This window comes from Kitasatospora sp. NPDC090091 (assembly GCF_044747365.1).
GTDB lineage: Bacteria > Actinomycetota > Actinomycetes > Streptomycetales > Streptomycetaceae > Kitasatospora.
In genome coordinates, this window is the sequence record NZ_JBIVDY010000037.1 from 1 (window position 1) to 25,827 (window position 25,827).

Annotated in this window: 20 protein-coding genes; 9 read left to right on the top strand and 11 right to left on the bottom strand. The window is 74.7% G+C overall.

The window, feature by feature from the left end:
• Window positions 1-169 precede the first annotated feature (169 nt).
• Window positions 170-883: a class I SAM-dependent methyltransferase gene (locus ACIPSC_RS37385; protein WP_400834293.1), complete on the top strand. Its 714-nt coding sequence runs from the start codon at window positions 170-172 to the stop codon at window positions 881-883.
• Here the strand turns inward: ACIPSC_RS37385 and ACIPSC_RS37390 are convergent.
• A complete protein-coding gene (locus ACIPSC_RS37390) occupies window positions 833-1,585 on the bottom strand; it encodes a helix-turn-helix domain-containing protein (protein WP_400834296.1) in 753 nt (250 codons plus the stop codon). The two genes, ACIPSC_RS37385 and ACIPSC_RS37390, sit on opposite strands and share 51 nt — an antisense overlap.
• A gap of 270 nt (window positions 1,586-1,855) precedes the next feature.
• Here ACIPSC_RS37390 and ACIPSC_RS37395 point away from each other — a divergent pair, with 270 nt between their 5' ends.
• The gene (locus ACIPSC_RS37395) at window positions 1,856-3,010 is read left to right on the top strand and encodes a permease (RefSeq protein ID WP_400834299.1); all 1,155 of its coding nucleotides are present in this window, start codon (window positions 1,856-1,858) and stop codon (window positions 3,008-3,010) included.
• Window positions 3,011-3,038: 28 nt separating this feature from the next.
• Here the strand turns inward: ACIPSC_RS37395 and ACIPSC_RS37400 are convergent, their stop codons facing one another.
• From ACIPSC_RS37400 to ACIPSC_RS37440, 9 genes are all read right to left on the bottom strand, one after another.
• Complete coding sequence (locus ACIPSC_RS37400) at window positions 3,039-3,623, bottom strand: hypothetical protein (protein WP_400834302.1); 585 nt, start codon at window positions 3,621-3,623, stop codon at window positions 3,039-3,041.
• Between the two features lie 61 nt (window positions 3,624-3,684).
• Window positions 3,685-3,945 carry a hypothetical protein gene (locus ACIPSC_RS37405; RefSeq protein WP_400834305.1) on the bottom strand — a complete coding sequence of 87 codons (261 nt, stop codon included), beginning with the start codon at window positions 3,943-3,945 and terminating at the stop codon, window positions 3,685-3,687.
• 99 nt (window positions 3,946-4,044) lie between these two features.
• Entirely contained in the window at window positions 4,045-4,890 is an 846-nt protein-coding gene (locus tag ACIPSC_RS37410) for a helix-turn-helix domain-containing protein (protein ID WP_400834308.1), read from the bottom strand.
• A gap of 294 nt (window positions 4,891-5,184) precedes the next feature.
• Complete coding sequence (locus tag ACIPSC_RS37415; RefSeq protein WP_400834311.1) at window positions 5,185-6,495, bottom strand: MFS transporter; 1,311 nt, start codon at window positions 6,493-6,495, stop codon at window positions 5,185-5,187.
• Window positions 6,492-7,739 carry an ATP-grasp domain-containing protein gene (locus ACIPSC_RS37420; protein WP_400834314.1) on the bottom strand — a complete coding sequence of 416 codons (1,248 nt, stop codon included), beginning with the start codon at window positions 7,737-7,739 and terminating at the stop codon, window positions 6,492-6,494. The genes ACIPSC_RS37415 and ACIPSC_RS37420 overlap by 4 nt, the downstream gene beginning before the upstream one ends.
• Window positions 7,740-7,956: 217 nt before the next feature.
• Window positions 7,957-10,143, bottom strand: coding sequence for a biotin carboxylase N-terminal domain-containing protein (locus ACIPSC_RS37425; RefSeq protein ID WP_400834317.1), 2,187 nt, complete (start codon window positions 10,141-10,143; stop codon window positions 7,957-7,959).
• A gap of 8 nt (window positions 10,144-10,151) precedes the next feature.
• Window positions 10,152-11,756, bottom strand: coding sequence for a carboxyl transferase domain-containing protein (locus ACIPSC_RS37430; RefSeq protein WP_400834319.1), 1,605 nt, complete (start codon window positions 11,754-11,756; stop codon window positions 10,152-10,154).
• A complete protein-coding gene (locus tag ACIPSC_RS37435) occupies window positions 11,753-13,093 on the bottom strand; it encodes an aminotransferase class I/II-fold pyridoxal phosphate-dependent enzyme (protein WP_400834322.1) in 1,341 nt (446 codons plus the stop codon). Before ACIPSC_RS37435 ends, ACIPSC_RS37430 begins: the two co-directional genes overlap by 4 nt.
• Before the next feature lie 618 nt (window positions 13,094-13,711).
• Complete coding sequence (locus ACIPSC_RS37440; RefSeq protein WP_400834325.1) at window positions 13,712-14,005, bottom strand: DUF1330 domain-containing protein; 294 nt, start codon at window positions 14,003-14,005, stop codon at window positions 13,712-13,714.
• Between the two features lie 185 nt (window positions 14,006-14,190).
• Between ACIPSC_RS37440 and ACIPSC_RS37445 the strand changes: the two genes are divergently transcribed.
• From ACIPSC_RS37445 to ACIPSC_RS37460, 4 genes are all read left to right on the top strand, one after another.
• The gene (locus ACIPSC_RS37445; protein WP_400834327.1) at window positions 14,191-14,928 is read left to right on the top strand and encodes a hypothetical protein; all 738 of its coding nucleotides are present in this window, start codon (window positions 14,191-14,193) and stop codon (window positions 14,926-14,928) included.
• A 175-nt stretch (window positions 14,929-15,103) separates the two neighbouring features.
• On the top strand, window positions 15,104-16,516 hold the full coding sequence (locus tag ACIPSC_RS37450) for a phytoene desaturase family protein (RefSeq protein WP_400834433.1): 1,413 nt from the start codon (window positions 15,104-15,106) through the stop codon (window positions 16,514-16,516).
• Between the two features lie 158 nt (window positions 16,517-16,674).
• Complete coding sequence (locus tag ACIPSC_RS37455; protein ID WP_400834330.1) at window positions 16,675-17,079, top strand: hypothetical protein; 405 nt, start codon at window positions 16,675-16,677, stop codon at window positions 17,077-17,079.
• A 107-nt stretch (window positions 17,080-17,186) separates the two neighbouring features.
• Window positions 17,187-17,861, top strand: coding sequence for a hypothetical protein (locus tag ACIPSC_RS37460; protein ID WP_400834332.1), 675 nt, complete (start codon window positions 17,187-17,189; stop codon window positions 17,859-17,861).
• A 152-nt stretch (window positions 17,862-18,013) separates the two neighbouring features.
• On the opposite strand, the gene ACIPSC_RS37465 is transcribed toward ACIPSC_RS37460, so the two are convergent.
• Complete coding sequence (locus tag ACIPSC_RS37465) at window positions 18,014-18,184, bottom strand: hypothetical protein (RefSeq protein WP_400834335.1); 171 nt, start codon at window positions 18,182-18,184, stop codon at window positions 18,014-18,016.
• Between the two features lie 936 nt (window positions 18,185-19,120).
• Here ACIPSC_RS37465 and lanM point away from each other — a divergent pair.
• The 3 genes from lanM to ACIPSC_RS37480 all read left to right on the top strand — a co-directional run bounded on the left by lanM (window position 19,121) and on the right by ACIPSC_RS37480 (window position 25,743).
• The gene (lanM, locus tag ACIPSC_RS37470) at window positions 19,121-22,384 is read left to right on the top strand and encodes a type 2 lanthipeptide synthetase LanM (protein WP_400834337.1); all 3,264 of its coding nucleotides are present in this window, start codon (window positions 19,121-19,123) and stop codon (window positions 22,382-22,384) included.
• Between the two features lie 83 nt (window positions 22,385-22,467).
• Entirely contained in the window at window positions 22,468-22,683 is a 216-nt protein-coding gene (locus tag ACIPSC_RS37475) for a hypothetical protein (RefSeq protein WP_400834340.1), read from the top strand.
• Window positions 22,684-22,818: 135 nt separating this feature from the next.
• Window positions 22,819-25,743, top strand: coding sequence for a helix-turn-helix transcriptional regulator (locus ACIPSC_RS37480; protein WP_400834343.1), 2,925 nt, complete (start codon window positions 22,819-22,821; stop codon window positions 25,741-25,743).
• Window positions 25,744-25,827 lie beyond the last annotated feature (84 nt).

Genomic DNA, 25,827 nt, shown 5'->3' on the forward strand with positions numbered 1-25,827 from the left:
GACAACGCCGCTGCACCCCACCCGACCACCACACCGGGCCCGGGAGCAGCGGCGTCGCGGCATTCACAGCCGGAATGCGGACACCGCGAGACCGGGCGCCGGCGTCCTGTGCGCGGTCGCGAGCGCTTTGTTCAAGACCCGCTGCCGCCCGGCAGCCGAGACTGCCCGCATGACCGAAACAGTCACGCCCGAAGCAGCCTTCACCCCAGCGCTGGGCCGCCTGGCCCCCACGCGCTTCTACGACCCCGTGATCGCCCTGACCCGGGAGCGCCTGTGGCGCGCCCTGGCCGCGATGCACGTCGCGCCCCGCCCCGAGGACGTCCTCGTCGACGTCGGCTGCGGCACCGGTTCGCTCGCGCTGCTCCTGCACCGGATCGAGCCCCGGGCGCGGATCATCGGGGTCGACCCCGACCCCGCGATGCTGGACCGGGCCCGGCGCAAGGCCGCCACCGACAGCACCGCATCGTCCTCGCAGACCTCGGCCCGATCGCCGGAGTGGCTCGTCGGCATGGGCGACGCGCTGCCGGAGCTTCTGGGGACCGGCATCGCCGACACGGTCGTCTCCAGTCTCGTGCTCCACCAGTGCCCGCTCGCGGTGAAGCGGGCGATCCTCGGCGCGATGGCCGCGGTGCTGCGCCCGGGAGGACGGCTGGTCATCGCCGACTACGGGCTGCAGCGGACGGCGCTGATGCGGCTGGCGTTCCGCGGCGTGCAGTTCGCGGACGGCCGCGAGGACACCCAGCCCCAGGCCGACGGCGTGCTCCCCCGGCTCATGCACGAGGCCGGCTTCCACAAGGTGCGCGAGGCCGAGGTCGTCCCGACCGTCACGGGGTCAATCTCCGTCTACGTCGCCACCCGCGACCGGGTCGGGGACGGGGTCTGAGGCCGGGGCCGGCGACGAGGCGCGGAGCAGGGGCAGCACGGCCGACGGCGTCAGCCCCGTCATCTCCCGCAGCTGCCGGGTGAAGTGGGCCTGATCGGCGAAGCCGGCCGTGGCCGCCGCCTCGGCGAGCGACCCGCCCCCACGCAGGGCCTCGGCCGCGCCGGTCAGGCGCCGCCAGATCCGCCACCGCGCGAGCGGCATGCCCAACTGCCGCTGCGCGAGGGCGCGGAGCCGCTGCGGCGAGAGTCCGACGCCGGCGGCGAGGGCGGGCATCGGGACGGCGCCGGCGGCCAGCGCGCCCATCGCCGCCAGCAGGCGGGCGTCCAACCGGGCGGACGGGCGGGCGACGGTGCGGCGCAGCTCGTCCTCGCCGAGGCCGCGCAGCTCGCCGGCCGCGGTGATGCCGCGGCCGGCGCAGCGTTCGCGCAGCCGGTCGGCGAACGCGCAGTGCGGCTCGATGAAGACGGTGACCACGTCCGCCGCCGTCGCCTGCATCCGGTGCCGCACCATCGGCGCCACCAGCAGGGCCGCCGCGCTGTGGCGGGTCCCGGCGGCATCGAGGACGACCACCTCGCCGTGCGGCGCCCGGGCGAGCTGGAACGCGGCGTGCGCGTGCAGGCTCCCGTCCACCGACGGGCCCCGGTAGATCACATATCCCGTCCCGATGTCGCAGTACGCCGCCGCTCGCTCCCCGTCCCCCATGCCCGCGATCATGCCAGAGGGCCGGTCCGACGGAGCCACGGCGGCGGGCCGTCGTCCGGCTTCCGCCGACGGCCGAGTGGTGTGTCGGCGGTAGGCCGGACGGGGTGACGGCGGCGGGGCTCACAGCGGTGGTGTCGGCCCGGTGCCGCGGGATTCGGGCCGGGGCGGCATAGCTTGTCCGGGAGGACCGTGCGGGCGGGGTGGGGCTGCGCGCGGATGCGGTGAGCGGGCCGGATCGGGTCCGGAGTCGAGTGGAAGGCGTGGGAGCCCGTGGATGCCCTCCTGCACGCGCTGTCGATCACGGGGTCCATGACCTGGGAGATCACCTGGGCGCTGATCCTCGGCTTCGCGCTGTCCGCCGTCGTCCAGGCGGTCGTGCACAAGGCCACCGTCGCCGGTCTGCTGGGGGACGACCGGCCCCGCACGCTCGTGGTCGCGGCCGGCCTGGGCGCGGCCTCCTCGTCGTGCTCCTACGCCGCGGTGGCGCTGGCCCGCTCGCTGTTCCGCAAGGGGGCCGACTTCACGGCGGCGATGGCCTTCGAGATCGCCTCCACCAACCTGGTCGTCGAACTCGGCGTGATCCTGGCGCTGCTGATGGGCTGGCAGTTCACCGCGGCCGAGTTCGTCGGAGGGCCGATCATGATCGCGCTGCTGGCGGTCTTCTTCCGGCTGTTCCTGCACGACCGGCTGCTGCGCGAGGCCCGCACTCAGGCCGAGCGCGGCCTGTCCGGCTCGATGGAGGGCCACGCGGCGATGGACATGTCCGTGCAGCGCGAGGGCTCCTTCGCGCAGCGGCTGTTCTCCGGGGAGGGCTTCACCGCCACCTCGTACGTGTTCGTCATGGAGTGGGCCGCGATCCTGCGCGACCTGGTGCTGGGCCTGCTCATCGCCGGCGCGATCGCCGCCTGGGTGCCCGACAGCTTCTGGCAGGCCTTCTTCTTCGAGGGCCACCCCGTGGCGTCAAAGATCTGGGGCCCGCTGATCGGGCCGCTGGTGGCGATCGCCTCGTTCGTCTGCTCGATCGGCAACGTGCCGCTGGCCGTCGTCCTGTGGAAGGGCGGCATCAGCTTCGGCGGTGTCATCTCCTTCATCTTCGCCGATCTGCTGATCCTGCCCATCCTCAACATCTACCGGAAGTACTACGGCAGGAGGATGGCCCTGTTCCTGCTCGCGACCTTCTACCCGGCCATGGTCATCGCCGGGTACGCCATCGAGCTCGGCTTCGGCGCGCTCGGGCTGATCCCGGACCGGGAGGACGCGACCATTCCCATGGAGGGCGTCTCGTGGAACTACACGACCTTCCTCAACATCGCCTTCCTGCTGCTGGCCGCCGTCCTGCTGGTGCGCTTCGTCCGGACCGGTGGTCTCCCCATGCTCCGCATGATGAGCGGCCCGCCGGAGGCCGGCCACGACCACGCGGCCTGAGGCCCGTCGGCCTCAGGCCGCGGCAGCGTCAGCGGAGCCCGAAGTGCTCCACGGCGCGCCGGGCGACCTCGTCCGGTTCGAGGTGGGTGTTGTCGATCAGCAGGTGCGCCTCGGGGGCGTGGGCGAAGTCGTCGACCGAGTTCAGCCGCATCGTCCCGTCCATGCCGACCAGGTTGGCGTTGGACCACTCCAGGTCGCGCTTGGAGGCCTTCTCCGCCAGCCGGGACTCGCCGGCGTTGCGCTCCAGCCGGACGCTCTGGTCCGCGGACAGCTCCAGGAACAGCACCCGGGCGCCCCGCGCGCGGAACGGGGCCGCGTAGCGCTCGACGAGAGCGGCGTCGGCCGGGTCGTCGAAGTCCCAGACGAGGGTGAACACCAGGCCGGGCAGGTCGCTCGCGGCGGCCTCGGCGAGGATCTGCTCGCGGAAGTCGTGGTTGAGGCGCTGGAACTGCGGCGACTCGTACGGGAACAGCCTCAGCAGCGGCTCGATGGTGAGGTGGTTGTGGAAGAGCTTGAAGCCGGTGCGCTCGGCGACGGCGCCGCCCACGGTCATCTTCCCGACCGCGGCCGGGCCGATGACGAAGAGCAGGGTCGGGGGTGTGATGTCGGACATCGCGCCAGCATAGGGGCGCGGTGTGATCTTGGTCGACCCCGTTTCCCGGCCGTCGCGCCGGTCAGCCGAGCCAGACGATGTCGATGACGTGCAGCCGCCCGGCGAGGCGGTTGACCAGGTAGACCACGGTGAGCGCGCCGATGGCGGCGGTGCGGAGGTCCTCGCCCTCGGGGTCGGTGGTGTCCCACGCCGGCCACCCCCACGGGGTGCGGGAGGCGATGTCGAGGACGTCGCGAACCGTCTCCCGGGCGTGCGGGGGCAGCGCGGCGAGGACCTTCGCGGCCTGCGGGGAGAGGCGGGCGGGCCAGGGCCGGTCGGTCACTTGCGGTTCCACCACCCCTTCGGCCCACGTCGCGGACACCCATTCTTCCCCAGCGGAGACACCCGGGGCGGGGAAACGGTCAACCGCTCGCCGGTGCGGCTACCAGCGGCTGTCCGGGCGGGCCAGGACGACGAAGTGGAGGTCGGGGCGGCCGCCGGGGCTGAGGACCTGGGCGATCGCCTCCACGGGTTCGGCCGAGACGTGCGGCAGGCGCAGCCGGAAGCGGCCGCCGTCGCGGTTGGCGACCACGCAGGCGCGTCCCGCCCAGAGGCGCCGGCAGGCCGGGTCGCGCAGGACGTCGGTCAGCAGGGTGACCAGCGCCTCGTCGCCGGGGTAGCGGGCGAGGGCGAAACGGATCATCGCCAGGGTCATCCGCGCTTCCCAGTCCCAGTCGTGAACCTGTTCGCGGGCCTCCGGATCGGTGAGCGCCCAGCGGACGAAGTTGGCGCCGGGGCGGCTCATCCAGGGGAACCACTCGGCCGCGGCCGCGTTGTGGCCGACGATGTTCCAGGCGCGGTCGGAGAGGTAGGCCGGCCGGGGCATCTGGCGGTCGACCAGCTCCTGGAGTGCGCGCAGGTCCTCCGGCCGTTCCGGGCCGGCGGACGGGGTGCCGCCCATCGCGTAGAGGTAGAGGGTCGCGCGCTCGTCGGCGTCGAGCAGCAGCACGTCGGCGAGCAGGGCGAGTACGCGGGGGTCAAAGCGGGCCGTACCGCCGCGTTCCAGGTCGCGGTACCAGCGTTCGCTCATGCCGAGTCTGGTGGCGACGGTCATCTGCGGGAGCGGCTTGCCCAGACCGAGTCTCTGCCCGGCGCGGTTGCGCCAGTCGCGCAACAGGCTTGCGAGCCCAGGGAGTTCGGCGGTGGCCGGCTCCTCGTGGTCGAGGGGGATGGGGACGTGCAGTGCCTCGCGCAGCACCATGCTCTTCTCCGGGTCCGTGTCCTGCATTCGACGGTGGGGTCCCGAGGGACGTGTCGAATCCCGGGCAGCCCGGAAGGCCGGAACACCGGAGGCGCCGAACGGGCGGACCGCTGAGCGGCCGACCCCGGCCGGCGATGACAAGTCCCTCTTCTGAACGGGTGGTTCAGCGGGACGACCGACATCGGAAAGGCAGGCCGGGGGTGGCCGTTGCGAAGTGCTGCCGCATGTCTCCCACCCCCGAGTGTGCCTGCGTGCTCACCGGCACGCTCGGGGGCGACTCTACCTGTCTGGTTGTACGCAATCAACCAACGGAGAGTGACATCAGCCGGTCAGCGCCTCCGTGGGGGTGTCCGCGGGCTCCGCGGGGGTGCGCGCCGCTAGTACGGTGACGGCGGTGGCGCCCGCGAACAGCGCGGCGAGCAGAACCCAGCCGCCGGCCCCGGCCGGCAGCAGCACGCCGGTCGCCAGGAACGGCCCGACGATCAGCTGCGCGCTCATGCCCGTGCTGAAGAGGGAGAGGTAGCGGGACCGGCCCGCCGGGGGCGACAGCTCGTAGGAGATCTCCCAGCGCGAGATCGCGTGCAGGTTCTCCCCGACGGTGAGCAGGACGACGGCCACCACCGCGGCAGCCAGCGCCGGCCCCCTCCCCCGGCCGTCGGCGAAGGCGAAGAACGCACAGGCCAGGACGAGGAAGAGGCAGGCGGTCCGGAGCATCCGCAGCGCCTTGGCGAGACCCTGGGCCAGCCGCGCCACCGACAGTTGGAGCACCACGGTCAGCACGGTGTTGACCGCCAGAAGGCCCGAGCTGGCGCTGGCCGGCAGCCCGGCGCGTTCCACCACCCAGAGCGGCAGCAGGATGAAGAGCACACAGTCGTGCAGCATCAGAACCGCATTGGCCGCGGTGACCAGCAGGAACCGCCGGTCGCGGTAGGGCGACCCGTCCCGGCCGCCGCTGCCCGCGTTCGCCGCCGCAGCCGCGGTGTCCTCGCCGGGTGCCGCCGCACCGCCCGCAACCCGCCCGGCCCGCACCACGGCGAGGGCCACAGCGGCGAACGCCGCCGCGTTGAAGAGGAAGAGCGCGACGAACGCGGCCCGGGAGTGCGCGGCCTGCACCAGCGCGGCAAGCAGGAAGCCGGCGGTGAGGCCGATGTTGGTGATGGCCCGCAGCGAGGCCATCGTCCTCGTCCGCTCGGCCGCCCCCTCGAACTCGCCGACGATCACCTGGAGCAGCGGTGAGCAGGCCCGGGCTGCGGCGATGATCAGGCAGGTGACGGCCAGGTAGCCGGCGTAGCTGCCGACCAGCGCGTATCCGATGAAGCCGGCGCCCCGGACCAGCGTCAGCGCCACGTAGACCGGCCGGGCGCCGAGCCGGTCCGCGAGCGGGCCGAAGACCAGCGGGCTGAGCAGGCCGACGATGTTGGCGGCGGCGATCGCGGTGCCGACGGCGACCGCGGTGATGTCCAGGTAGCGGACGAAGTAGAGCGTCGCGGTGGCCAGGTAGAGGCCGTTGGCGACCGCGTCGACGGTGGTGCCCGCGGCCATGATCCGGCCCTGCCGGGAGGCGGGCAGCAGGGTGGCGGTCACGCGGGCCAGCAGGCCGGCGGCCCGGGGCGGGGTGGCGGTGGTGGTCACTCCGGCTCCACGGTGAAGCGGACCGAGTCGGCCAGTTCGCGGGCGAGCTTGCGGGCCTGGTCGGGGGTGTCGGCACCGACGACGAGCGCGCCGACCCGGTTCCCGGAGGTGCGCAGCGGCCGGACGGTGTCGCCGGGCGCGACGGCGAGGTCGGCGAGGAGCACGTCGGGGTGGCCGGCGGCCTCGGCCCAGCCGTCGATCGCGACGACCCGGCCGGGCGGCGGGGTGAGGAAGCGGACCGCGGCGGCCCGGACCGGCCGCAGGGCGGCCCGGTCCGGCAGGGGCCGGCCGAGCAGGTCGTCGTAGATGAGGCCGTACAGCTCCAGGCCGGGGACGGCGTGGGCGAGCATCCGGTGGATCCAGTCGCCGCCGAACCGCCCGTGCACCTCGCCCAGTACGACGCCGTCCGGGCTCAGCCAGAGCTCGACGTGGAAGCCGCCGGAACGCAGGCCCAGGACGGTGAGCGCCTGCGCGACCTGCTGCTCGATCTCCTGCCGTGTCGCCTCGGGGAGTTCGGCGGGCAGGATGTGGCCGATCTCGACGAAGAACGGCGGCTCCACCTTCTCCTTCTCGGTCACCGCGAGGACCACCGGCGCGCCGTCGAGGAACAGGCCCTCCACGCTGTACTCCGCGCCCTGGACGAACTCCTCGACGAGGAAGGGGCCTTCGCCGGGCAGCAGGGCGACGGCGGCCGGCAGGTCGGCCGGGCCGGTGACCCGGCTGACGCCGGTGCTGCCCATCGCGTCGCGGGGCTTGACGATCCAGGGGCCGGTGGAGGCGCGGAGGAAGTCCTCGGCCTCGGGACGGTCGGCGCAGAGCCGGACCGCGGGCTGGCGGAACCCGGCGGCGGCGAGCGCCTCCCGGCAGGCGTCCTTGGTCCGCACCCGGCGGACGGCCTCGGGCGGGTTGCCCGGCAGTCCGAGGGCCTCGGCGGTCTCGGCGGCGGCGACCTGGGCCATCTCCTGGAGGGCGAGGACGGCGTCGAAGCGCTCGCCGGCCCCGGCCCGGGTGCGGGCCCAGGCGGCGCTCTCGCCGGGGAGGGCGAAGTCCACCGCGGAGACGGCGCCGGCGCGCCGGGTGACGTCCGGGGTGGCGGCCAGGACGGCCTCCTGGTTGGTCAGGTGGGTCCGGAGCCCCCGGGTGTGGGCCTGGTCCAGGGCGAGCTCCGCCATGTCGAGGCCGAGCGGGACCGCCCGGACCCCGCCGACCAGTAGCAGCTGCGCGGGGGTGGGATCTGCGGGCATTCGAGGGCTCCTTGCATCAGGGGGTGGGAGGGGGTGGGGGCTTGAACAGCGGCTTTGACCAACGGGTTCGAACAGCTGGTTCGGACAGGCGGACGGGGGTCGGGGTGAACGAGGGGTCGGACGGGAGGTGGGGCGTCGCACCGGGGCCGGCACGACGCCGGGCCGCATAGGCACCCGCCGGGGGGCGGCCCGGCGGAGCGCACCCCGCGGCGGTGCGTCAGGCGGCCCGGCTCTCCACCGCGACGTCCTCCGCCGCACCGTCGAGCTCGACGAGGACCTGCTCGGCCGCCACGAGGTCGCGCACCGCGCAGCGGATCCCCGTCACGACGCCGGAGAAGGGGGCGAGGATGCGGTTCTCCATCTTCATCGCCTCGACGATGACGAGGGCGTCCCCCTCCTCGACCCGGTCGCCGACCTCGCAGAGCAGCCCGACGACCGTACCCGGCATCTGCGAGGTCACCGTGGTGTCGGCGGCCCCGGTGGCACCGGCGGCGAAGCTCTGCCCGGCCAGTGCCACCCGGTGCCCGTCGACGGCGATCTCCCAGCCGGTGGCGCTGCGCAGGCCGGTCCAGTGGGCGTCGCCGACGGCGCCCTGGACGAGGCCGGGGTGGCCGGGTACGGCCGCGGAGGTGACGGTGAACCGGTTGCCCTCCACCTGGACGTCGACGGTGCCGCCGCGGCGGGCGAGCAGGCCGGCGTCGAGCGTCCGGCTGCCGTGGCGGAGCACGATCCGCCCGAGCGGGGCGAGCGGGTCCAGCCGGAGCCGGTCGAACGGGCCGACGGCGCCGTGCCACGGTGAGGCCGGGGCCTCCCCGAGGGGCGGCAGCTGCATGGCCGCCGCGCAGGCGGCCGCGGCCAGGGTGCGGTCCCCGCGGCGCGCGGGTGCGGACGGCTTGCCCTCCCCCAGGTCGGCAGGGGCCGTCTCGGCGGCGGTGAGGGCGTCGACCAGGTGGGTGTCCATCCGCCCCGCCACCACGTCCGGCGCCTGGAGCAGCTCGGCGAGGAATCCGAGGTTGGTGGTCAGCCCGGGCAGCGCCGTACCGCGGACGGCGGTGAGCAGCCGGCGCAGCGCGGCCGGGCGGTCCGGGCCGTGGGCGACCAGCTTGGCGAACATCGGGTCGTAGAAGGCCGGGACGTCGGCGCCGCCACCGAAGGCCGGCGCCGCCCCGCCGTGGAACGCGGTCGGCGTTCCGGCCACGGGCTCGGCCCCGCCGGACGAGGGACCGCCGGACGAGGGACCGCCGGAGGAGGGGCCGTCGGCAGGCAGGCCGCCGTACCCCGCCGAGGTGTCGTCGAACGCCGCCTCCACCCGGACCGCGGCCGGCCAGCGGACGGCGGACGCCCGGCCGGGTGCGGGCCGGAAGCCCTGCGCCGGGTCCTCGGCGTAGACGCGGACCTCGACGGCGTGCCCGGTGGCGGTGATCTCGTCCTGGGCGAGCGGGAGCCGCTGCCCGTCGGCGACCAGGAGCTGCCACTCGACGAGGTCGAGCCCGGTGATCTCCTCGGTGACCGGGTGCTCCACCTGGAGCCGGGTGTTGACCTCCAGGAAGTAGAACCGCTCCTCCGCGTCGAGGATGAACTCGAAGGTGCCGGCGTTGACGTAGCCCAGCGAGCGGGCGCCGCGGACGGCGGCCGCCAGCAGCTCCTCCCGGACGGCGCCGGAGAGGTTGGCGGCCGGGGCCTCCTCGACGATCTTCTGGTGGCGCCGCTGCAGCGAGCACTCGCGCTCGAAGAGGTGCACCACGTCGCCGTGCCGGTCGCCGAAGACCTGTACCTCCAGGTGGCGCGGGTGCTCCACGTACCGCTCGACCAGGAGCCGTCCGTCGCCGAAGCTGCTGCGGCCCAGGCGGACGGCCTCGGCCACCGCATCGGGCAGGCCGGCGGCGGCGCGGACGACGCGCATGCCCTTGCCGCCGCCGCCCGCGACGGGCTTGAGCATCACCGGGTAGCCGATCCGCTCGGCGTCGGCGAGGATCTCCTCGGCCGACTCGGTGGCGGTCTCGGAGCCGGGGAGCACGGGGACGCCGGCGACGGCCATCAGTGCCCGGGCGGTCGCCTTGTCGCCCATCGCGGTGATCATCGCGGCGTCCGGCCCGACCCAGACCAGGCCGGCCTCGGCGACCGCGCCGGCGAAGCCGGGGTGCTCGGAGAGGAACCCGTAGCCGGGGTGGACGGCGTCGCAGCCGGTCCGCACGGCGGCGTCGACCAGCGCGCCGACGTGCAGGTAGCTGTCGGCGGCCGCCGCGGGGCCGATCCGCACCTGCTCGACGGCGCCGGCCAGGTGGGCGGAGTGGCGGTCGGCGTCGGAGTACACGGCGACGTACTCGATGCCGAGCCGGCGGCAGGTGCGGGCGATCCGCCGGGCGATCTCGCCGCGGTTGGCGATCAGGACACGTTTGATCATTTCCGTCATCACATCCTGAACACGCCGAAGCGTGTCTCCTGCTTGGGGGCGTCGGCGGACATGGCCAGGCAGAGCGCCAGCCATTCGCGGGTCTCGGTCGGGTCCACCACGGCGTCCACCCACATCCGAGCGGCGTAGTAGAGCGGGTGGGACTGGCGCTCGTAGGTCTCGATGATCGGGCGCTTGATCGACTCCTCCTCCTCGGCGGAGAGGACCTTGCCCTCCTTGGCGAGCTGGTCGCCACGGATCAGCGCCATCACCGTCGCGGTCTGCTCGGCGCCGACCACGGTGGACTTGGCGCTCGGCCACATCGCCATCAGCCGCGGGCCCATCGAGCGCCCGCACATGGCGAGGTTGCCCGCGCCGTAGCTGCCGCCGATCACCAGGCTGAACTTGGGGACCTTCGCGGTGGAGACCGCGTTGACCAGCTTGGCGCCGTGCTTGGCGATGCCGTCGGCCTCGTACTCGGCGCCGACCATGAAGCCGTTGATGTTGTGCAGGAACAGCAGCGGGATGTCGCGCTGGGTGCAGAGCTCGATGAAGTTGGCGGCCTTCTGGGCACTCTCCGGGAAGAGCACCCCGTCGTTGATCAGCACACCGACCGGGTAGCCGCCGATGTGGCCGGTGCCGCAGACAATGGTCGGGCCGTACCGCGCCCGGTACTCGGTGAACTCGCTGCCGTCCAGCAGTCGGGCCAGGATGTCCCGGGCCGGGATGTGCTCGCGCAGGCTGGCGCTGACGATGCCGGGCAGCTCGGCCGGGTCGTACAGCGGCGGCCGCGGGGTCTGCGGCGGCGGGGCCGGCACCGGGCGGGCGTCGCGCGCCATGATCTCCCGGACGATCGCCAGCGCATGCTCGTCGTTCTCCGCAAGGTGGTCGGCCACCCCGCTGACCCGGGTGTGCAGATCGGCGCCGCCCAGCGTCTCGGCGTCCACCATCTCGCCGGTGGCCGCCCGCACCAGCTGCGGGCCGCCGAGGAAGACCGTGCCGGTACCGCGCACGATCACCGTCTCGTCGCACATCGACGGGATGTACGCGCCGCCGGCCGTGCAACTGCCCATGACCGCGGCGATCTGCGGCAGGCCGAGCGCGGAGAGCTCGGCGATGTTCCGGAACATCCGGCCGAGGTGGTACTCGCCGGGGAACAGCTGCTCCTGCAGCGGCAGGTAGACCCCGCCGGAGTCCACCAGGTAGATGCACGGGAGGCCGTTCTCCCGGGCCACCAGCTGGGCGCGCAGCTGCTTCTCCACGGTCAGCGGGAAGTAGCTGCCGCCCTTGACGGTGGCGTCGTTGGCGAACACCACCGCGGGGCGGCCGCTGACCACGCCGATGCCGGTGACCAGGCCCGCCGAGGGCACGTGCTCGTCGTAGACGTCGTGCCCGGCGAGCTGGCCCAGCTCCATGAACGGCGTGCCCGGGTCGAGCAGCTGGTAGACGCGCTGGCGGGCCGTCAGCTTGCCGCGCTCGGTGTGGCGGCGGCGCGAGCGCTCGTCGCCGCCGGCGACGGCGGCGGCCCGGGCCCGGGCGATGGTCTCCCGCTTCTCGTCGAAGGCCTCGGTGTTGCGGCGGAAGGCCTCGGAGGAGGTGTCGACGTGAGAGCGCAGGGCCGTCATCGTGCCTGTCCCTGGGCCGGGCCGGCCAGGACCGGCTCGCTCGGGCGGCCGGCGCTCGGGCCGTCGGTGCTCGGGCCGTCGGTGCTCGGACGGCCGGTGCTCGGGCTGTTGGTGCTCAGGCCCTCCGCTCGCAAGCCCTCGTTGAGCGCCCCGCAGAAGTCGCGAATCTCGGCCTCGGCCATGTTGGCGCGAAGCATCAGCCGCAGGCCGGCCTTGCCGCGGCCGATCACCGGGAAGAAGATCGGCGAGGTGTAGTAGCCGCGCTGCAGCAGCTCGCCGGCGAGCCGGATGGTCGCCTCCTCCGAGCCGATGTCGACGAAGCGGATCGGCAGGCCGTCCCCGCTGAACGCGGTCTCCACCAGGGAGTCGAAGAGCGTGATGTTGTCCTGCAGCCGCAGCTGCAGCTCCTTCAGCTCCGCGGTGCGGTGCAGCTCGGCGGAGGCCAGGATCGCGCCGAGCCCGGCGGTGTTGATGCGCTGCGACCACATCAGCGGGCCGCCGTTGCGCAGCGCGGTGTCGCGGCGCCGCTGGGAGCCGTTGGGTCCGAGGAAGATCGCCCCGCCCGAGGCGCCGAAGCCCTTGTTGAGCGAGGTGATGATCAGCGTGCGGTCGTTCATCCCACCGTGCGCCGCCATCGCCTCCAGCACCGCGCCGCGGCCGCGCTCGCCGACCGTGGAGACGCCGTGCGCCTCGTCGAAGAAGAGGAAGAGCCCGTACTTCTCCTGGAGGCGCAGCAGTTCGGGGATGGGCGCGGCCCCACCGGTGCTGTAGACGCCGTCGGCGACGTAGGCGACCTGCGGGTGCTTGCGGCAGAGGTCCTCCAGGGCGTCCACGTCGTTGTGCGCGATGGTGACGATCTCGGCCTCGTCGGCCACGGCGGGCTTCAGCGCGTTCAGGCAGAAGTGCGCGTTCTTGTCGAACACCATGAGCGGCGGGGTGTCGCCGGTCAGCAGGCCGGAGGCGAGCAGCGGCAGGCTCGCCCAGGCGGCGGCCGCGCAGGAGGCCACGGTCAGCGCCTCGACGTCGAAGAGCTCGGAGAGCGCGGTCTCCGCCTCGCGCAGCGAGCCGAACCGGATCCGCATCCGGGAGGTCGAGCTGTTGAGCGCCCCCTCGGCGAGCACCGCGTCGGCGGCCGCCTGCACGATCCGCGGGTGGGTGTCCAGGCCGAGGTAGGAGTACGAGGACATGTTCACGAACTCGTGGCCGTCCGCCAGCGCCCGGTGCCGGCCGTCACCGAGGCCGGACACCACGATGTCGAACATCCCGGCCCCGGCGGTCACCTCCCAGAAGTCGTGGCTGATCCGCGCGGACTTCTTGATGTTCATGTATGAGTGCACGCCACGTTCCTTGTTGAATTTCGGCACGGAAATACCGGGCTCGATAGCCGGCCCGATCGGAATTCTTGAATTCCGGCGGCCGGCGGGCGCCCTGCAGAACCGTCCGGAGTACGTACGGAAACCACGACCGGGCCGATGCCCGAGCAGGCCGAGCCGGCCGGGCAGGCCGACGTCGACCGAGCGGGAGGAAATCGGCGGCGGCGCACAGAACGGTACCGGACTCGACCCGGTGAATTCCTGAACCGTCGGCGGCACCGACCCCCGGAGCCCCTCCCGACAATCCGGGGAGCTGCTCGCCCCGGCGATTGAAAGAATTCAATACACCGGGGCGACTGTCAACCGGAAACTATTTGCCGCTTCGCAAAACCGGACAGACCGTCATGCGCCGGTCGCACCGGAACTAATTTGCCGGTCGGCAGGCATTGACGTCCGGCGGCCCGGGCGGTTATTCGGGCGACGGGTCGGGGGCGGGGCCGGAGCTGTCATGCCGGTCGACGGCCGGCTCACCGAGCAGGAGGCGAGAAGGGCCCCCGACCGGCGCTCAGCCTGATCGGGGGCCCTTCTCGCGCGTGGCCCCGACGGGGCACATGGCAGGTGGATGCAGGAGCGGCCCGCCGCTCAGTCGATGCCTTCGATGATGCGGAAGTCGCGCTCGTAGCCGTCGGGGAGGGCGACCATCGCCTTCTGGTACGCCTCGCTCTCGTATGCCGCGACCGCCTGTTCAAGGCTGTCGAACTCGATCAGAACGGCGCGTTGCGTGATTCCGGCCTCGTGGGCGACGACTCGGGCGCCACGGGACAGGACGCGCCCGCCCGCAGCCCGGACGGCCGGACCGGCCAGCTCGTCGTAGGCAGTCAGCCCCTCAGGGTCGGAAATGGCGGGGTAGACACTGACCCAGTAGCCCTTGGCCATGGAAAGCCTCCTCTGTTCGGCCGGACACGTCCGACGTCGAATTGACGCTCAGTCTGCTCGACCCCGGCGACGGATCACCAGGCGTTTGCGAGGAGTGCTGATCCGGCTCGGGCGCACCTGGGCGGCACCGTCCACGGGCGAGTCGCTGGCAGGGCCCTTCCGGCGGCAGGTCTACGCTCTGCAGGGTGGGAGAGGTGCCGCACGACGAAGTCCAGGTCGACGTGGTGGTCAGCGTGCCCAACCAGGGGCTCGGGCTCTGGATGCTCGGCGCGTTCATCCTGACCTTCGCGGGCACCCGCGCCATCACCAGGATGATCCGGGCGGGCCGCGGGCCGTTCCGCGACGTGAGCGTCGGCGGCACCCACCTGCACCACGAGGTGTACGGCATCATCGCGATGCTGGTGTCGGGTGCGATCGAGTTCGCCTACCGGCCGGACAGCCCCGGGGTGCAGATCCTGGCGGTGCTGTTCGGCGCCGGTGCCGCCCTGACCCTCGACGAGTTCGCGCTCTGGCTGCACCTGGAGGACGTCTACTGGACCAGTGAGGGCCGCAAGTCGATCGACGCGACGTTCCTGGCGGTGGCGGTCGGCCTGCTGCTGGTCGCCGGGTTCAACCCCTTCTCCGACGTCGGCTCGGGCACCGCCAACCACCTCGCCTTCGCCGGACTGATGCTGGTGAACGTCGCCTTCTCCGTCTGCGCGATCTTCAAGGGCAAGACGGCCACCGGCGTGATCGGACTGCTCGTCCCCCTGGTCTCCATCGTCGCCTCCGTCCGGCTGGCCAAGCCGGGCTCCCCGTGGGCCCGTTGGCGCTACCCGCCGGGCTCGCGCCGCGCGGAGCGCGCCGAGCGCCGCTACCCGCCCGACCGCCGGACCTGGCTCGACCGGCTCAAGGATGCCGTCGGCGGCACGCCGCACCGCTGACGACCCGTCGCCCCGCCGCGGAGGCGGATCGGCGCTCACATCGCCGTGGTGCGCGGCCGGGAGCGGATCCGACCGGGAGACTGGTGGCGTGGACGGCACTCCTGGAGACGACGGACGGCACGACGGACGACACGAGGCACGCGGCGACGGACGGCACGAGGGGCGTACGGCCGTCGTGGTCGGCGCCGGTCCGAACGGGCTGGCCGCGGCCGTCGCGCTGGCCCGGGCCGGCGTCCGCGTCACCGTGCTGGAGGCCGCCGACGAGATCGGCGGCGGCGCCCGCAGCGGCGAGGCGATCCTCCCCGGGCTGCTGCACGACCACTGCTCCGCCGTTCACCTGATCACCGTCGGCTCCGCCTTCCTGGGCGGCCTCGGCCTCGACCGCTACGGCCTGCGGTGGCGCCTCCCCGAGATCGACTGCGTGCACCCGCTCGACGACGGCACCGCCGGTGTCCTGCACCGTTCCGTCGACGAGACCGCGGCCGGGCTCGGCGCCGACGGCGCGCGCTGGCGTCGGCTGTTCGCCGCCCCGGCCGCGGGCTACGAGGAGCTCGCCGCGGACATCATGCGCCCGCTGCTGCGCCTCCCCCGCCACCCGCTGCGTCTCGCCCGTTTCGGCGCCCCGGCCGTGCTGCCGGCCACGGTCCTGGCGCGGGCCTTCACCGGGGAACGGGCCCGCGCCCTGTTCGGCGGCGTCGCGGCCCACGCCTTCCGGCCGCTGGACCGGCCGCTCACGGCCAGCTTCGGCCTCGGCATCGTGGCCGCCGGCCACCGGTACGGCTGGGCCGTGGCCGAGGGCGGATCGGGGTCGATCACCCGGGCCCTGGCCGCACTGCTCGCGGACCTCGGCGGGACGGTCGAGACCGGCCGGCGGATCCGGTCGGCCGCCGAGCTGCCGCCCGCGGACCTCACCATGTTCGACCTGGCGCCCGGCGCCGTGGCCGACATCCTCGGCGGCCGTCTGCCACCACGGGTGGCCCGCGCCTACCGCCGGTTCCGGCACGGGCCGGGTGCCTTCAAGGTCGACTTCGCGGTGGCGGGCGGCGTCCCGTGGACCGCCGAGCCCGCGCGGCGGGCCGGCGTGGTGCACCTGGGCGGGAGGTTCGAGGAGGTCGCGGCCGCCGAGCGGGAGGTGTGCGCCGGCCGGATGCCGCAGCGGCCGTTCGTCCTGGTGGGCCAGCAGTACCTGGCCGACCCGCAGCGCTCCGTCGGCGACGTCCACCCCGTCTGGAGCTACGCCCACGTGCCGCACGGCTACGACGGCGACGCCACCGAGGCGATCACCGCCCAGATCGAGCGGTTCGCCCCCGGGTTCCGGGACCGGATCGTCGGCCGTTCCGTCCGCACCACCGCCGGCTTCGCCGCGGACAACCCGAACTTCGTCGGCGGGGACATCATGACCGGCGCCAAGGACGTCCCGCAGCTGCTCTTCGGCCCCCGCGTCACCCTCCGCCCCTACGCCACCGGCGTCCCCGGCCACTACCTCTGCTCCGCGGCCACCCCGCCCGGCCCCGGCGTCCACGGCATGTGCGGCGCCAACGCCGCCGAGGCCGCCCTCCGTGACCTCGGCCGCCGCCGGGGCCGGTAGCCACCCGGCGCGGCCCGCGGTGGCGGGTGTCCACCGGGGGACGGAGAATCCTTGGTGGCCCTGAATGTTGTCCCGGGACGCCGGACGCCACTCCGGACGCGGCCCCGGACGCGGCCCCGGACGTGGCTCCGGACGCGGGCGGCACCGGCGGAGGTGGCATGACCGATCCGCAGATGATCCTCGGGCAGGCGCGCTACGGCCCCGTACCGCCGGACTGGCGGGTCTTCACCAAGCGGCGCGGAAAGCTGTCCGGCTTCCTGCACGGGACGTCGCACGATCCGGACCCGCTGCTGGTGATCACGCCCGAGGGCTCCGTCGAGTACGCCAGCGAGCACAAGCCACCGGTGATCGTCGCCTTCTACGACCTGGCCGGCATCGATCTGCAGGTCAGTGGTCAGAGCTTCTCCGACAGCTCGACGGTGAACATCGCCGTCTGGATAGACCTCCACTACCACGACGGCAGGAAGGCCAAGTGGCGGTCCGCCTCCTTCGCGGACAACATGCGGGCGGTCCAGGGATTCATCGAGGCGTGGGGCGCCTACCGGGCGCTTCGCGGAGGCTGATGCCGCACTGCCCGGCCGCCCTCGCTCCTGCCGGCGGGGTCGACGGTTGACCGGGCCCGCCCCCGAGCAATACTTTGAACGTGTTCAACTTCTAGGGGGGATGCAGGGTGCACGAGATCCAGCCCATCGGCCCGGGCTTCGCCGCGTACGCCGGCCGTGGCCGGCCCCCGCTACGGCGGCCGACCGGACCGAGCCTGTGCGACACGACCGCTCACGCCTTCGCGGTGACGACCCTCGCCGCGTTGCCCCTGGCGTACCTGCTGGTGTTCGAACTCTCCGAGGACACGCCGGGCGGAGGCCTCGCGATCCTCCTGCTTGTCGTCGCGCCGCTGCTGCTGTTCCCGTTCGCCCTCGGTGTCCGCCTCTGGGCGGCGAACTGGCGGGCCTCCCTGCGCTGGGCGGGCCGGGCCGCGGCCCGCTACGCGGTCTACTACCTGACGCCGATGGCCCTCCTGTCCTCTCTGCTGGCGCTCGCCTTCACCACGGCCGCGGGCGGCACGGGACCATCCGTGCTGATGGAGTTCGTCCTGGTCACCGCTGTAGTGGCTGTGCTCTTCGGCATCCCTGTGTTCGCCGCCCTGCTGATGGTGGCTCCGTGGGCGTCACGCGGTGTCGGCGCCCGCGCCGCACTCATCGTCCTGACGAACCTCACACCCGCCGTCCTGCTCCTCCTCGGAGGCCTCCCCGTCGTGTTCGTCATCGCCGCCCACGTCTGCTTCGCCTGCCGGGTCATCCCCGCCGACGCCACGCCACACCACCTGCGGACGCGACCTGCCCGGTAGCACCACCGGCGACGCGAGCCCGCCGGGCTGGGCCGGCCGGCGGTTGGCCCGCATCGAACGCGGACGTGACCGGGCCGCGAGCGCTGTGCGAGGCGAGCGCTCGCGGCCCGGTGCCGCGGGGTGGTGTTCAGGTCGGTCGGCCCGAGCCGTGCTCAGACCCGGGCGGGCCGGCGGCGGAGTCGGGGTGGGACGAGGCCGCGGGTGCGCCGCGTGCTCGGGACCGGCTCGGGCCGGCCCGTGGTGGCGGCGCGGAGGTTCCGCTCCCGATCCGCCTCACGGAGCAGATCGGCCTCGTGCAGCTTGTGGAACGAGTAGTGCAACATGACGGTGGTTCTCCCGGACGGGTGTGCTTGCGCCCTCCACCCTCCCGGTTCGGGCGACCCACCGGCATGAGGCAGCCGCCCCGACCCGGTCCCGACCCGGTCCCGGCAGCGTCCCGGGGCCTCGACCGGCAGCGTCCGCATCGCGGGGCCCGTCGTCACGGCCCGTCACGACCGGCCCGCCGCTCGGCCTGCTCGGGTGCCGGTGGTGAGCACCGGAGGCTGACGGCCAGGACGGCCAAGAGGGCGCGAGTGAGCGCGACCGGCACCCGGCGCGCGGGGAGGCCGTCTCGACCGGGCAGCCGGTGGGAGTGGGGACGGTGGAACTGAGCGCCCCGCACGCTGGGTGCGGGGCGCCCCCCGGCCACCGCCATTTGGGAGTGTGGTGCGCGGCTGTGGCCGGGTGCCTCGGGGTGACCCGGACGGGTCACGTCGGCCGCGGGCCGGCCGTCACACGGCACGGGCCTCGCTCGACGTCGTCCGTGACGACGAGGTCCACGAGGGCCAGGACGCCCTGCGTGGCTTCCGCCGTCCGCTGGTGTCGGCCGAGTTGCCGACGGGAAGAAATCTGCCCGGCTGCCGCAGCGTGCACCTGGGTTGCGCAACCCCGGTTTCTCCACCGGTCGTCGGGCTTGCTGGGGGCCGCGCCCGTAGCCGAGCGGGCCGCGGGCCCTCGGGCGGCGACGCTGCCGCAGGTGGCGGGTGGTGAGCGGCCGGTCGGCCCGCCCCTCCGGGCAGACCCGGCCCGGGCGACGGGCGAGGGGGAAGGCCGGCGGAAGGTCGCGCCGGTGGGGGCGCGCCGGCGGACGGAACGGCCGCGGTCGGCGACCGGCCGGGCCGGCAGGCTGCGCACGCGGATCCGGCGGCTGCGGGCCCGGGAGAATTCTGGGGGCCTTTCCCCCATGTACGGGGCGGAGGGTCCGTGGAACCGTACCGGGCGTGGAAAGGCAGCAGGCAATCGAGGACGTGGCACCGCCCGCGCCCGGCTGGTGGACCCGCGGCCTGCGCCCGGTCGAGGCCGCGAGCGCTCCGACGCGCGGCGGGGCCGGCACCGCACCGTCGGTGGCACCCCGGCCTGCGGGTGCGGAGCAGCCTGGCGGCGCGGGCACGAGGACGCTTCGCGAGGCCCGGCCGCCGGCCTGGGCGGAGTACGCCGAGCAGGCACTCGCCGCTGCGCCCCGGTGGGCACCCCGCCCGGCCGCCGGTGCGGCCTGGGAGGAGGCCTTCGGGCTCGTCCTTGCACCCTTCGCCGAGCCGGCGGGCGAGCAGTTCGCCCTCGCCCTCGCCGCCACCGACCTGCCCGCCGACACCGACCTGCTGCGCCGCGCCTTCACCACCCGGCTGACCGCCCGGCTCACCCGGCTGGCCACGCGCTGCCTCGTCGCCGAGCTCGGCGCCGCTCGCGACCGTGGCGAACTGCCGGGCGCCACCCCGCAGGAGCGCTTCGCCGCGTTCGTGGAGTACACCGCGGGGCGCGCCGGGCTGACACGGCTGCTGACCCGCTATCCGGTCCTCGCCCGGCTGCTCGCCCAGGCCTGTCAGCAGGCTGCGGCCGCGGCGTCCGAGCTGGTCCGCCGGCTGGCCGACGACCGCGCGCGGCTCGTCACCGAGTTGCTCGACGGCCGGGATCCGGGCCGGCTCACCGCCGTGGACGTGAGCGGCGACGCCCACCGGCGCGGCCGCGCCGTCGCCGTCCTGTGCTTCGCCGACGGCACGCGCGTCGTATACAAGCCGCGCCCCGTCGCCGCCCACCGGCACTTCAACGCGTTGCTGGCGTGGGTCGGCGCCGCGCTGCCCGAGGTCGCGCCGCGGGCCCTGCGCCTGCTGGACCGTGGCACCCACGGGTGGGTGGAGTTCGCCGAGGCGGCGCCCTGCCGCACCCCTGCGCAGGTGGAGCTGTTCTACCGGCGCCTGGGCGTGCTCACGGCCGTGCTGCACGCGCTCAACGCCACCGACATGCACTGCGAGAACCTGATCGCCTGCGCGGACCAGCCGGTCCTGATCGACCTGGAGACGCTCTTCCACCCGGTGACGGCCGCTCCCCCGGACTCGGACGGCTCTTCGGAGGGCACCTCGGGCGGCACCTCGGGCCCCGCCTCAGGCCGCGCCCATGAGGCCGACCCGGCGCAGCGCGCCCTGGACCGCAGCGTGCTGCGGATCGCCCTGCTGCCCACCCTCGTGTACGGCCCCGACGGCGGCTGGGACGTGTCCGGCCTGGGTGGCGGCCGCGGCGGCGAACTCCCGCTCGCCACCGCCGGCTGGGCGCAGCCCGGCACCGACCGGATGCACCTGGTCCGCCGCCCCGCCCGGTTCGCCGAGGCCGCCAACCGCCCGGTGCTGGACGGCACCGTGGCGGACCCGGCCCGCTACGCCGACTCCCTGGTCGCCGGCTTCCGCGCCGGGTACGACCTGCTCACCGAGCGCCGCGCCGAACTCACCGCCCCCGGTGGCCCGGTACGCGCCTTCACCGACGCCGAGCTGCGCGTCGTCCTGCGGCCCACCCGGCTGTACGGCGTCCTGCTGGACGAGCTCACGGACCCCGGGCTGCTCTGCGACGCCGCCGAGTACGACCGGGCACTCGACGGGCTGGAGTCCGTACCGGCGCGCGGGGGCGAGGGCCTGCGGCCCGGGCCGCACGAGCGGGGCGACCTCTGGGCCGGCGACGTGCCGCTGTTCGTCCACCGCCCGCGCGAGCGTGCCGTCCGGGGCGGTCCGACGGTCGGCGCGTGGGTCGGCGCGCCCGGCGCCGAGACGGACGGCGAGTGGGCCGGCGACCTCGCCGCACCCGCCCTCGACCAGGTCCTCACCAAGATCGCCGGGATGGGGGCGGTGGACCGCTACGACCAGGAGTGGATCATCCGCGCCGCACTCGCGACCGGCACTCCGGCCCCCGGCACCGCCGCGCTCCCGGCACCAGGTGTCGCGCCCTCCGCCGGCGCCGCCGTCGCCGCCGGACGAGTAACCCCCTCGCCCGAGCAGTTGGTCACCGCGGCCCGGAACCTCGCGGACACCGTCCTCGCCGGTGCCTTCCCGGACGAACGGCGCGTCAACTGGCTCGGCCCCCAGCAGGTCCGGCCCGGGCAGTGGGCGGTCCTCCCGCTCGGCGCGGCTCTCGCCGGCGGCTACACCGGCACCGCCGTCTTCCTCGCCCAGCTCGCCGACCTCACCGACGCCGACCGGTACGCCGAGGCCGCCCGCCGCGCCGTCACCGCGCTGCCCGGCCTGCTGGACCACCTCGCCGCCCGGCCGGACCTGCGAGCCGCCGTCGGCTGCGGCGCCGCGCACGGCCTGGGCGGGCTCGCCTACGCGCTGACGCACCTCGCCGCCCTGCTGGCGGACCGGGACCTCGCCGCCCTGATCGAACCCGCCGTCACCCTCGCCGTACACACCGCCGAGCGGACCGAGGACCTCACCGTGGCCGGTGGCCTGGCCGGTTGCCTGGCCACCCTGAACGCCGTCCACCGGCACACCGCGCTGCCGGCCGCCGCCCGGGGCGCCGCGCTCTGCGCCGAACGCCTCACGGCGGCTGCGCCCGCCACGCTGCCCGACGGATTCGCGCACGGCGCCCACGGTGTGGGCTGGGCGCTCGCCCGCCACGTCCGTGACCTCGGTGACTCCGCCGGGCCGACGGGGCAGGCCGGAGCGACCGGGCACGCCGCGCTCGCCACCGCCGCCCGGCTGCTGGCGCAGCCCGTCGACCTCCCCGACCACTCCTGGAGCCACGGCCTCGCCGGCGCCGCGTTCGCCCTCGCCGACGCGCAGGACGCCACCCACGCGGTGGGCACCGCCGTCGGGCTGGGCACCGCCGTCGGGCCGGGCCGGCCCGCGCACCCGGGCCGGCTCAGCCCGGACCCGCTGCGCCCCGAGCTCCAGCGCCCCGACCTGCTGCGCGCCGTCCGCGCGGCCGCCGACGCCGGTCCGCTGCCCGACCACAGCCTCGCCCTCGGCGAGACCGGCCGGCTCGAACTCCTCGCCGCCGCCGCGCGCGTGGGCCTGCCCGGCGCCCAGCAGGCGCTCGCCGACCACACCTGCCGGCTCCTCGTCCGGCTCACCCGCGGCGGTCCCCGGTGCGCGGTGCCCGCCGGCACCGACTCGCCCGACCTCATGAACGGCCTGGCCGGCATCGGCCACGGCCTCCTCAGACGTGCAGACGCGGGCCGGGTGCCATCCCTGGCAGCGCTGCAGCCACCGCGCAGCCGGTAGCCGTACCACGGCCGCCGACGGCGCACGCCACCATACGAGCGACCGGCACCACGGATCGCCACTCCGCAGGGGAGAACTCCGCAATGAACGACCAGCATCACGACCACGGCGCCGAGCACCAGCACGCCGCCGACGAGGCGACCTGCTCCGGCTGTCCCGAGAGCACCGAGGCGCCGCGGGACCGGATCGCGGGGCTGATGCGCGTCGCCGTCGGCGTCAAGCCGCTGATCGTCGCCGGCCTGGTCATCGGCTGGGCCGCGGGCACCGATCCGGAGACCATCTCCGCCGCGTTCCTCTGACGGCCCGTCGGCCCGGCCCATACCCCAGGAGAGGGGTCCGGCCGGGCCGGCCGCCGCCCTCCCGGAGCAGAGGGCAACGGTCTTGTTTTGTTGTTCCATGATTGAATATCGAGCGATCCGTTCTACGGTGGTGAAGTGCATGCCAACTCGCCGATCGTCGTGGACCGCGACGACGAACTGGATCTCCTCGCCGAGGCCGTCCGCCAGGGCCGCGACCACCGCGGCGCAGCTGTCTTCGTCGTCGGCGAGGCCGGGATCGGCAAGACCCGGCTGGTCACCGAGGCCGCCGACCGCGCCCGCAGCCGGACCGCCGTCCTGCGCGGCCGCTGCAGCCGCGCCGGCGCGCCGATCGCCCTGCGCCCGCTCGCCGAGGCCCTGCTCTCCCTCGTGCGCACCGGTCTGACCCCGCAGGACGCCGAACTCCAGCCCTACCGTGCGGCGCTGTCCCCGCTGGTCCCCGAGTGGCGCCGGCCCGACTCCCCGCACCAGCCGGAGTCGCTGATCGTGCTCGCCGAGGCGATCCTCCGGCTCCTCGCCGCCGTCGGCCGCGACCACGGCTGCGTGCTCGTCCTGGAAGACCTCCACGACGCCGACACCGAGACGATCGCCGTCACCGAGTACCTCGTCGACAACCTCGCCGGACTGCCCGTCACCCTCGTCGCCACCCTGCGTCCCGGCGCCGGAGCCGCACTCGACCTCGCCCACCAGTGCCGCCGCCACCAGACCGCCGGCGTCGTCGAACTCCGGCCGCTCACCGACGACGCGGTCACCCGCCTCGCCGCCGCCTGCCTCGACACCACGCCCGAGGCGCTGCCCGAGCCGGTCGCCCACCGGCTGCACCGCGACGCCGACGGCACCCCGCTGATCGTCGAGGAACTGCTCAACGGCATGATCGCCACCGAGGCCCTGCGCCCCGTGGAGGGCGGCCGCTGGCAGCTCACCCGCGACCTCGGCACCACCGTGCCCGCCACCCTGGCCCGCAGCATCACCGCCCGCGCCGACAGCCTCGGCCCGCAGGGCCGCGCCGCCCTCGACACCGCCGCCGTCCTCGGGCGCAGCTTCTCCCCCGCCCTGCTGCAGACCGTCACCGGCCTGGACGACCGCGGCCTCCACATCCACCTGCGCGCCGCCGTCGAGGCCCGCATCATCCACCCCGACAGCGGCTACGGCGACACCTACGTCTTCCGGCACGCGCTCACCGCCGAGGCCCTGCTCGCCGGGCTGCTCCCGGGCGAACGCGCCGCCCTGGCCCGGCGCGCCGCCGCGACCCTGGAGGCCGGCGCCCGCGAACTCTCCTGCGAGCTGCGCGAACTCGCGGCCGACCTGCGCCGGCAGGCCGGCGACGACCACGAAGCCGGCCTGCACCTCGCCGCAGCCGGCCGCCAGGCCATCGGCGAGGGCCTGGCCGACAAGGCGGCGGCCCTGCTCGAACGCTCCGTCGAGCTGCTCGACGCCCGCCGCGACCGCACCGCCTGGGCCGACGCCGTCGAGTCCCTGCTCAACGCCCTCACCGAGTCCGGCCGAATAGAGCGGGCCTTCGCCCTCGCCGACTCGGTCGCCGCGACCGCCGCCATGGAGCTCGGCCCCGGCCGGCGCGCCGGTCTGCACGCCCGCCTCGCCTGGGCCGCCGCCATGGTCGGCCGGTGGGAGCAGGCCGCCGAACAGGTCGCCGCCGCCCGCGCCCTGCTCGCCGCCGACTGCACCCCCGAGCAGCGCATCCCGGTCGACATCGTCGACGGCTACGTCCAGGTCCGCGACGGCCGGGCCACCCCCGGCAGTGCGGCCGGCCGGGCCGAGGACCTCGTCCGCTCCGCCACCGACACCGCGATCCGCCTCGACCTTCCCGTGATCGCCTGTCAGGGCCTGCAACTGCTCGCCCTCCTCGCCCGTTCCCGCGGCTTCGACGAGGCCGACGCCTGCCTGCGCCGCATCGTCGCCATCGCCGACCAGCACGGCCTCCCGCTCTGGCGGGCCCGCGCCGTCGGCCGCCTCGCCGGCAACCACGGCCTGCTCTCCGGCAGCACCGACCAGCTCGAACAGGTCCACGAGGTGTACCTGCGCAGCGGCGCCATCACCTCCGCCCACCAGACCGAGGCCAGCCTGGCGCTGCTCGCCGTCCTGCGCGGCGACTACCCGCGTGCCGAGTGCATCACCACCCGCTGCGAACCCGTCCTCGCGCGCCTCGGTCACACCGGCGACCTCACCTACGTCCGGGTCATCGACGCCATGCTCGCCGCCCACCGCGGCCGGCCCCGGGAACTGGCCCGCAAGCTCGCCGAGTACCGGCAACTCGGCGGCGAGCACAGCGAGTACACGCCCATCGTGCTCGGGCTCTGCGAGGCCGTCTCCGCCCTCCTCGCGGAGGACCGGCCCGCCGCCCGCGCGGCCCTGGCGGCGGCCCGGGCCTGGGACGAGGGCCGGCCCACCACCTACTTCCTCGGCGGTCGGCACGGCCTGGAGCTGCTGGTGGCCGCCGTCGACGCGGACCTCGACCTGGAGCGTCTGGAGGAGGCCGCCCGGCAGGCACCCACCCGGCTGCGCTGGAACCTGCAGTTCGTCCACTTCGCGCGCGCCGTGCTGCTCGGCCGCGCCGGTCGGCCCGCGGAGGCCGCGGACGCCCTCACGTCGGCCCTCGACGCCTCCCAGCCGTTCCCGCTCGCCCGCCACCTCGGCCTGCGCCTGACCGCCGAGGCCGCGCTCGCCGACGGCTGGGGCGAGCCGTCGCGCTGGCTGCGCACCGCCGAGGAGCACTTCCACGACGCCGGCGTCGCCCCCGCCGCCAGCGCCTGCCGCTCCCTCCTGCGCCAGGCCGGCCTGCCCGCCACCCAGCGGCGCTCCGGCCACACCCGCGTCCCGCAGCTCCTGCGCCGACGCGGCATCACCGCCCGCGAGTACGACGTCCTCGTCCTGCTCGCGCTGCGCTACGGCAACACCGACATCGCCCGCCGCCTGTTCATCTCCCCGCGCACCGCCGAGAAACACGTCGCCAGCCTGCTCACCAAGACCGACAGCCCCAACCGCACCGACCTCTGCGACTTCGCCGTCCGCAACTGCCCCTGACCACGGCGGGCCGTGGTCGCTGCGCAGGCGAGCAAGCGCGGCGCCGGTCTCCGAGCGACCGGTGTCCTCCCCGGTTCAGGCCGG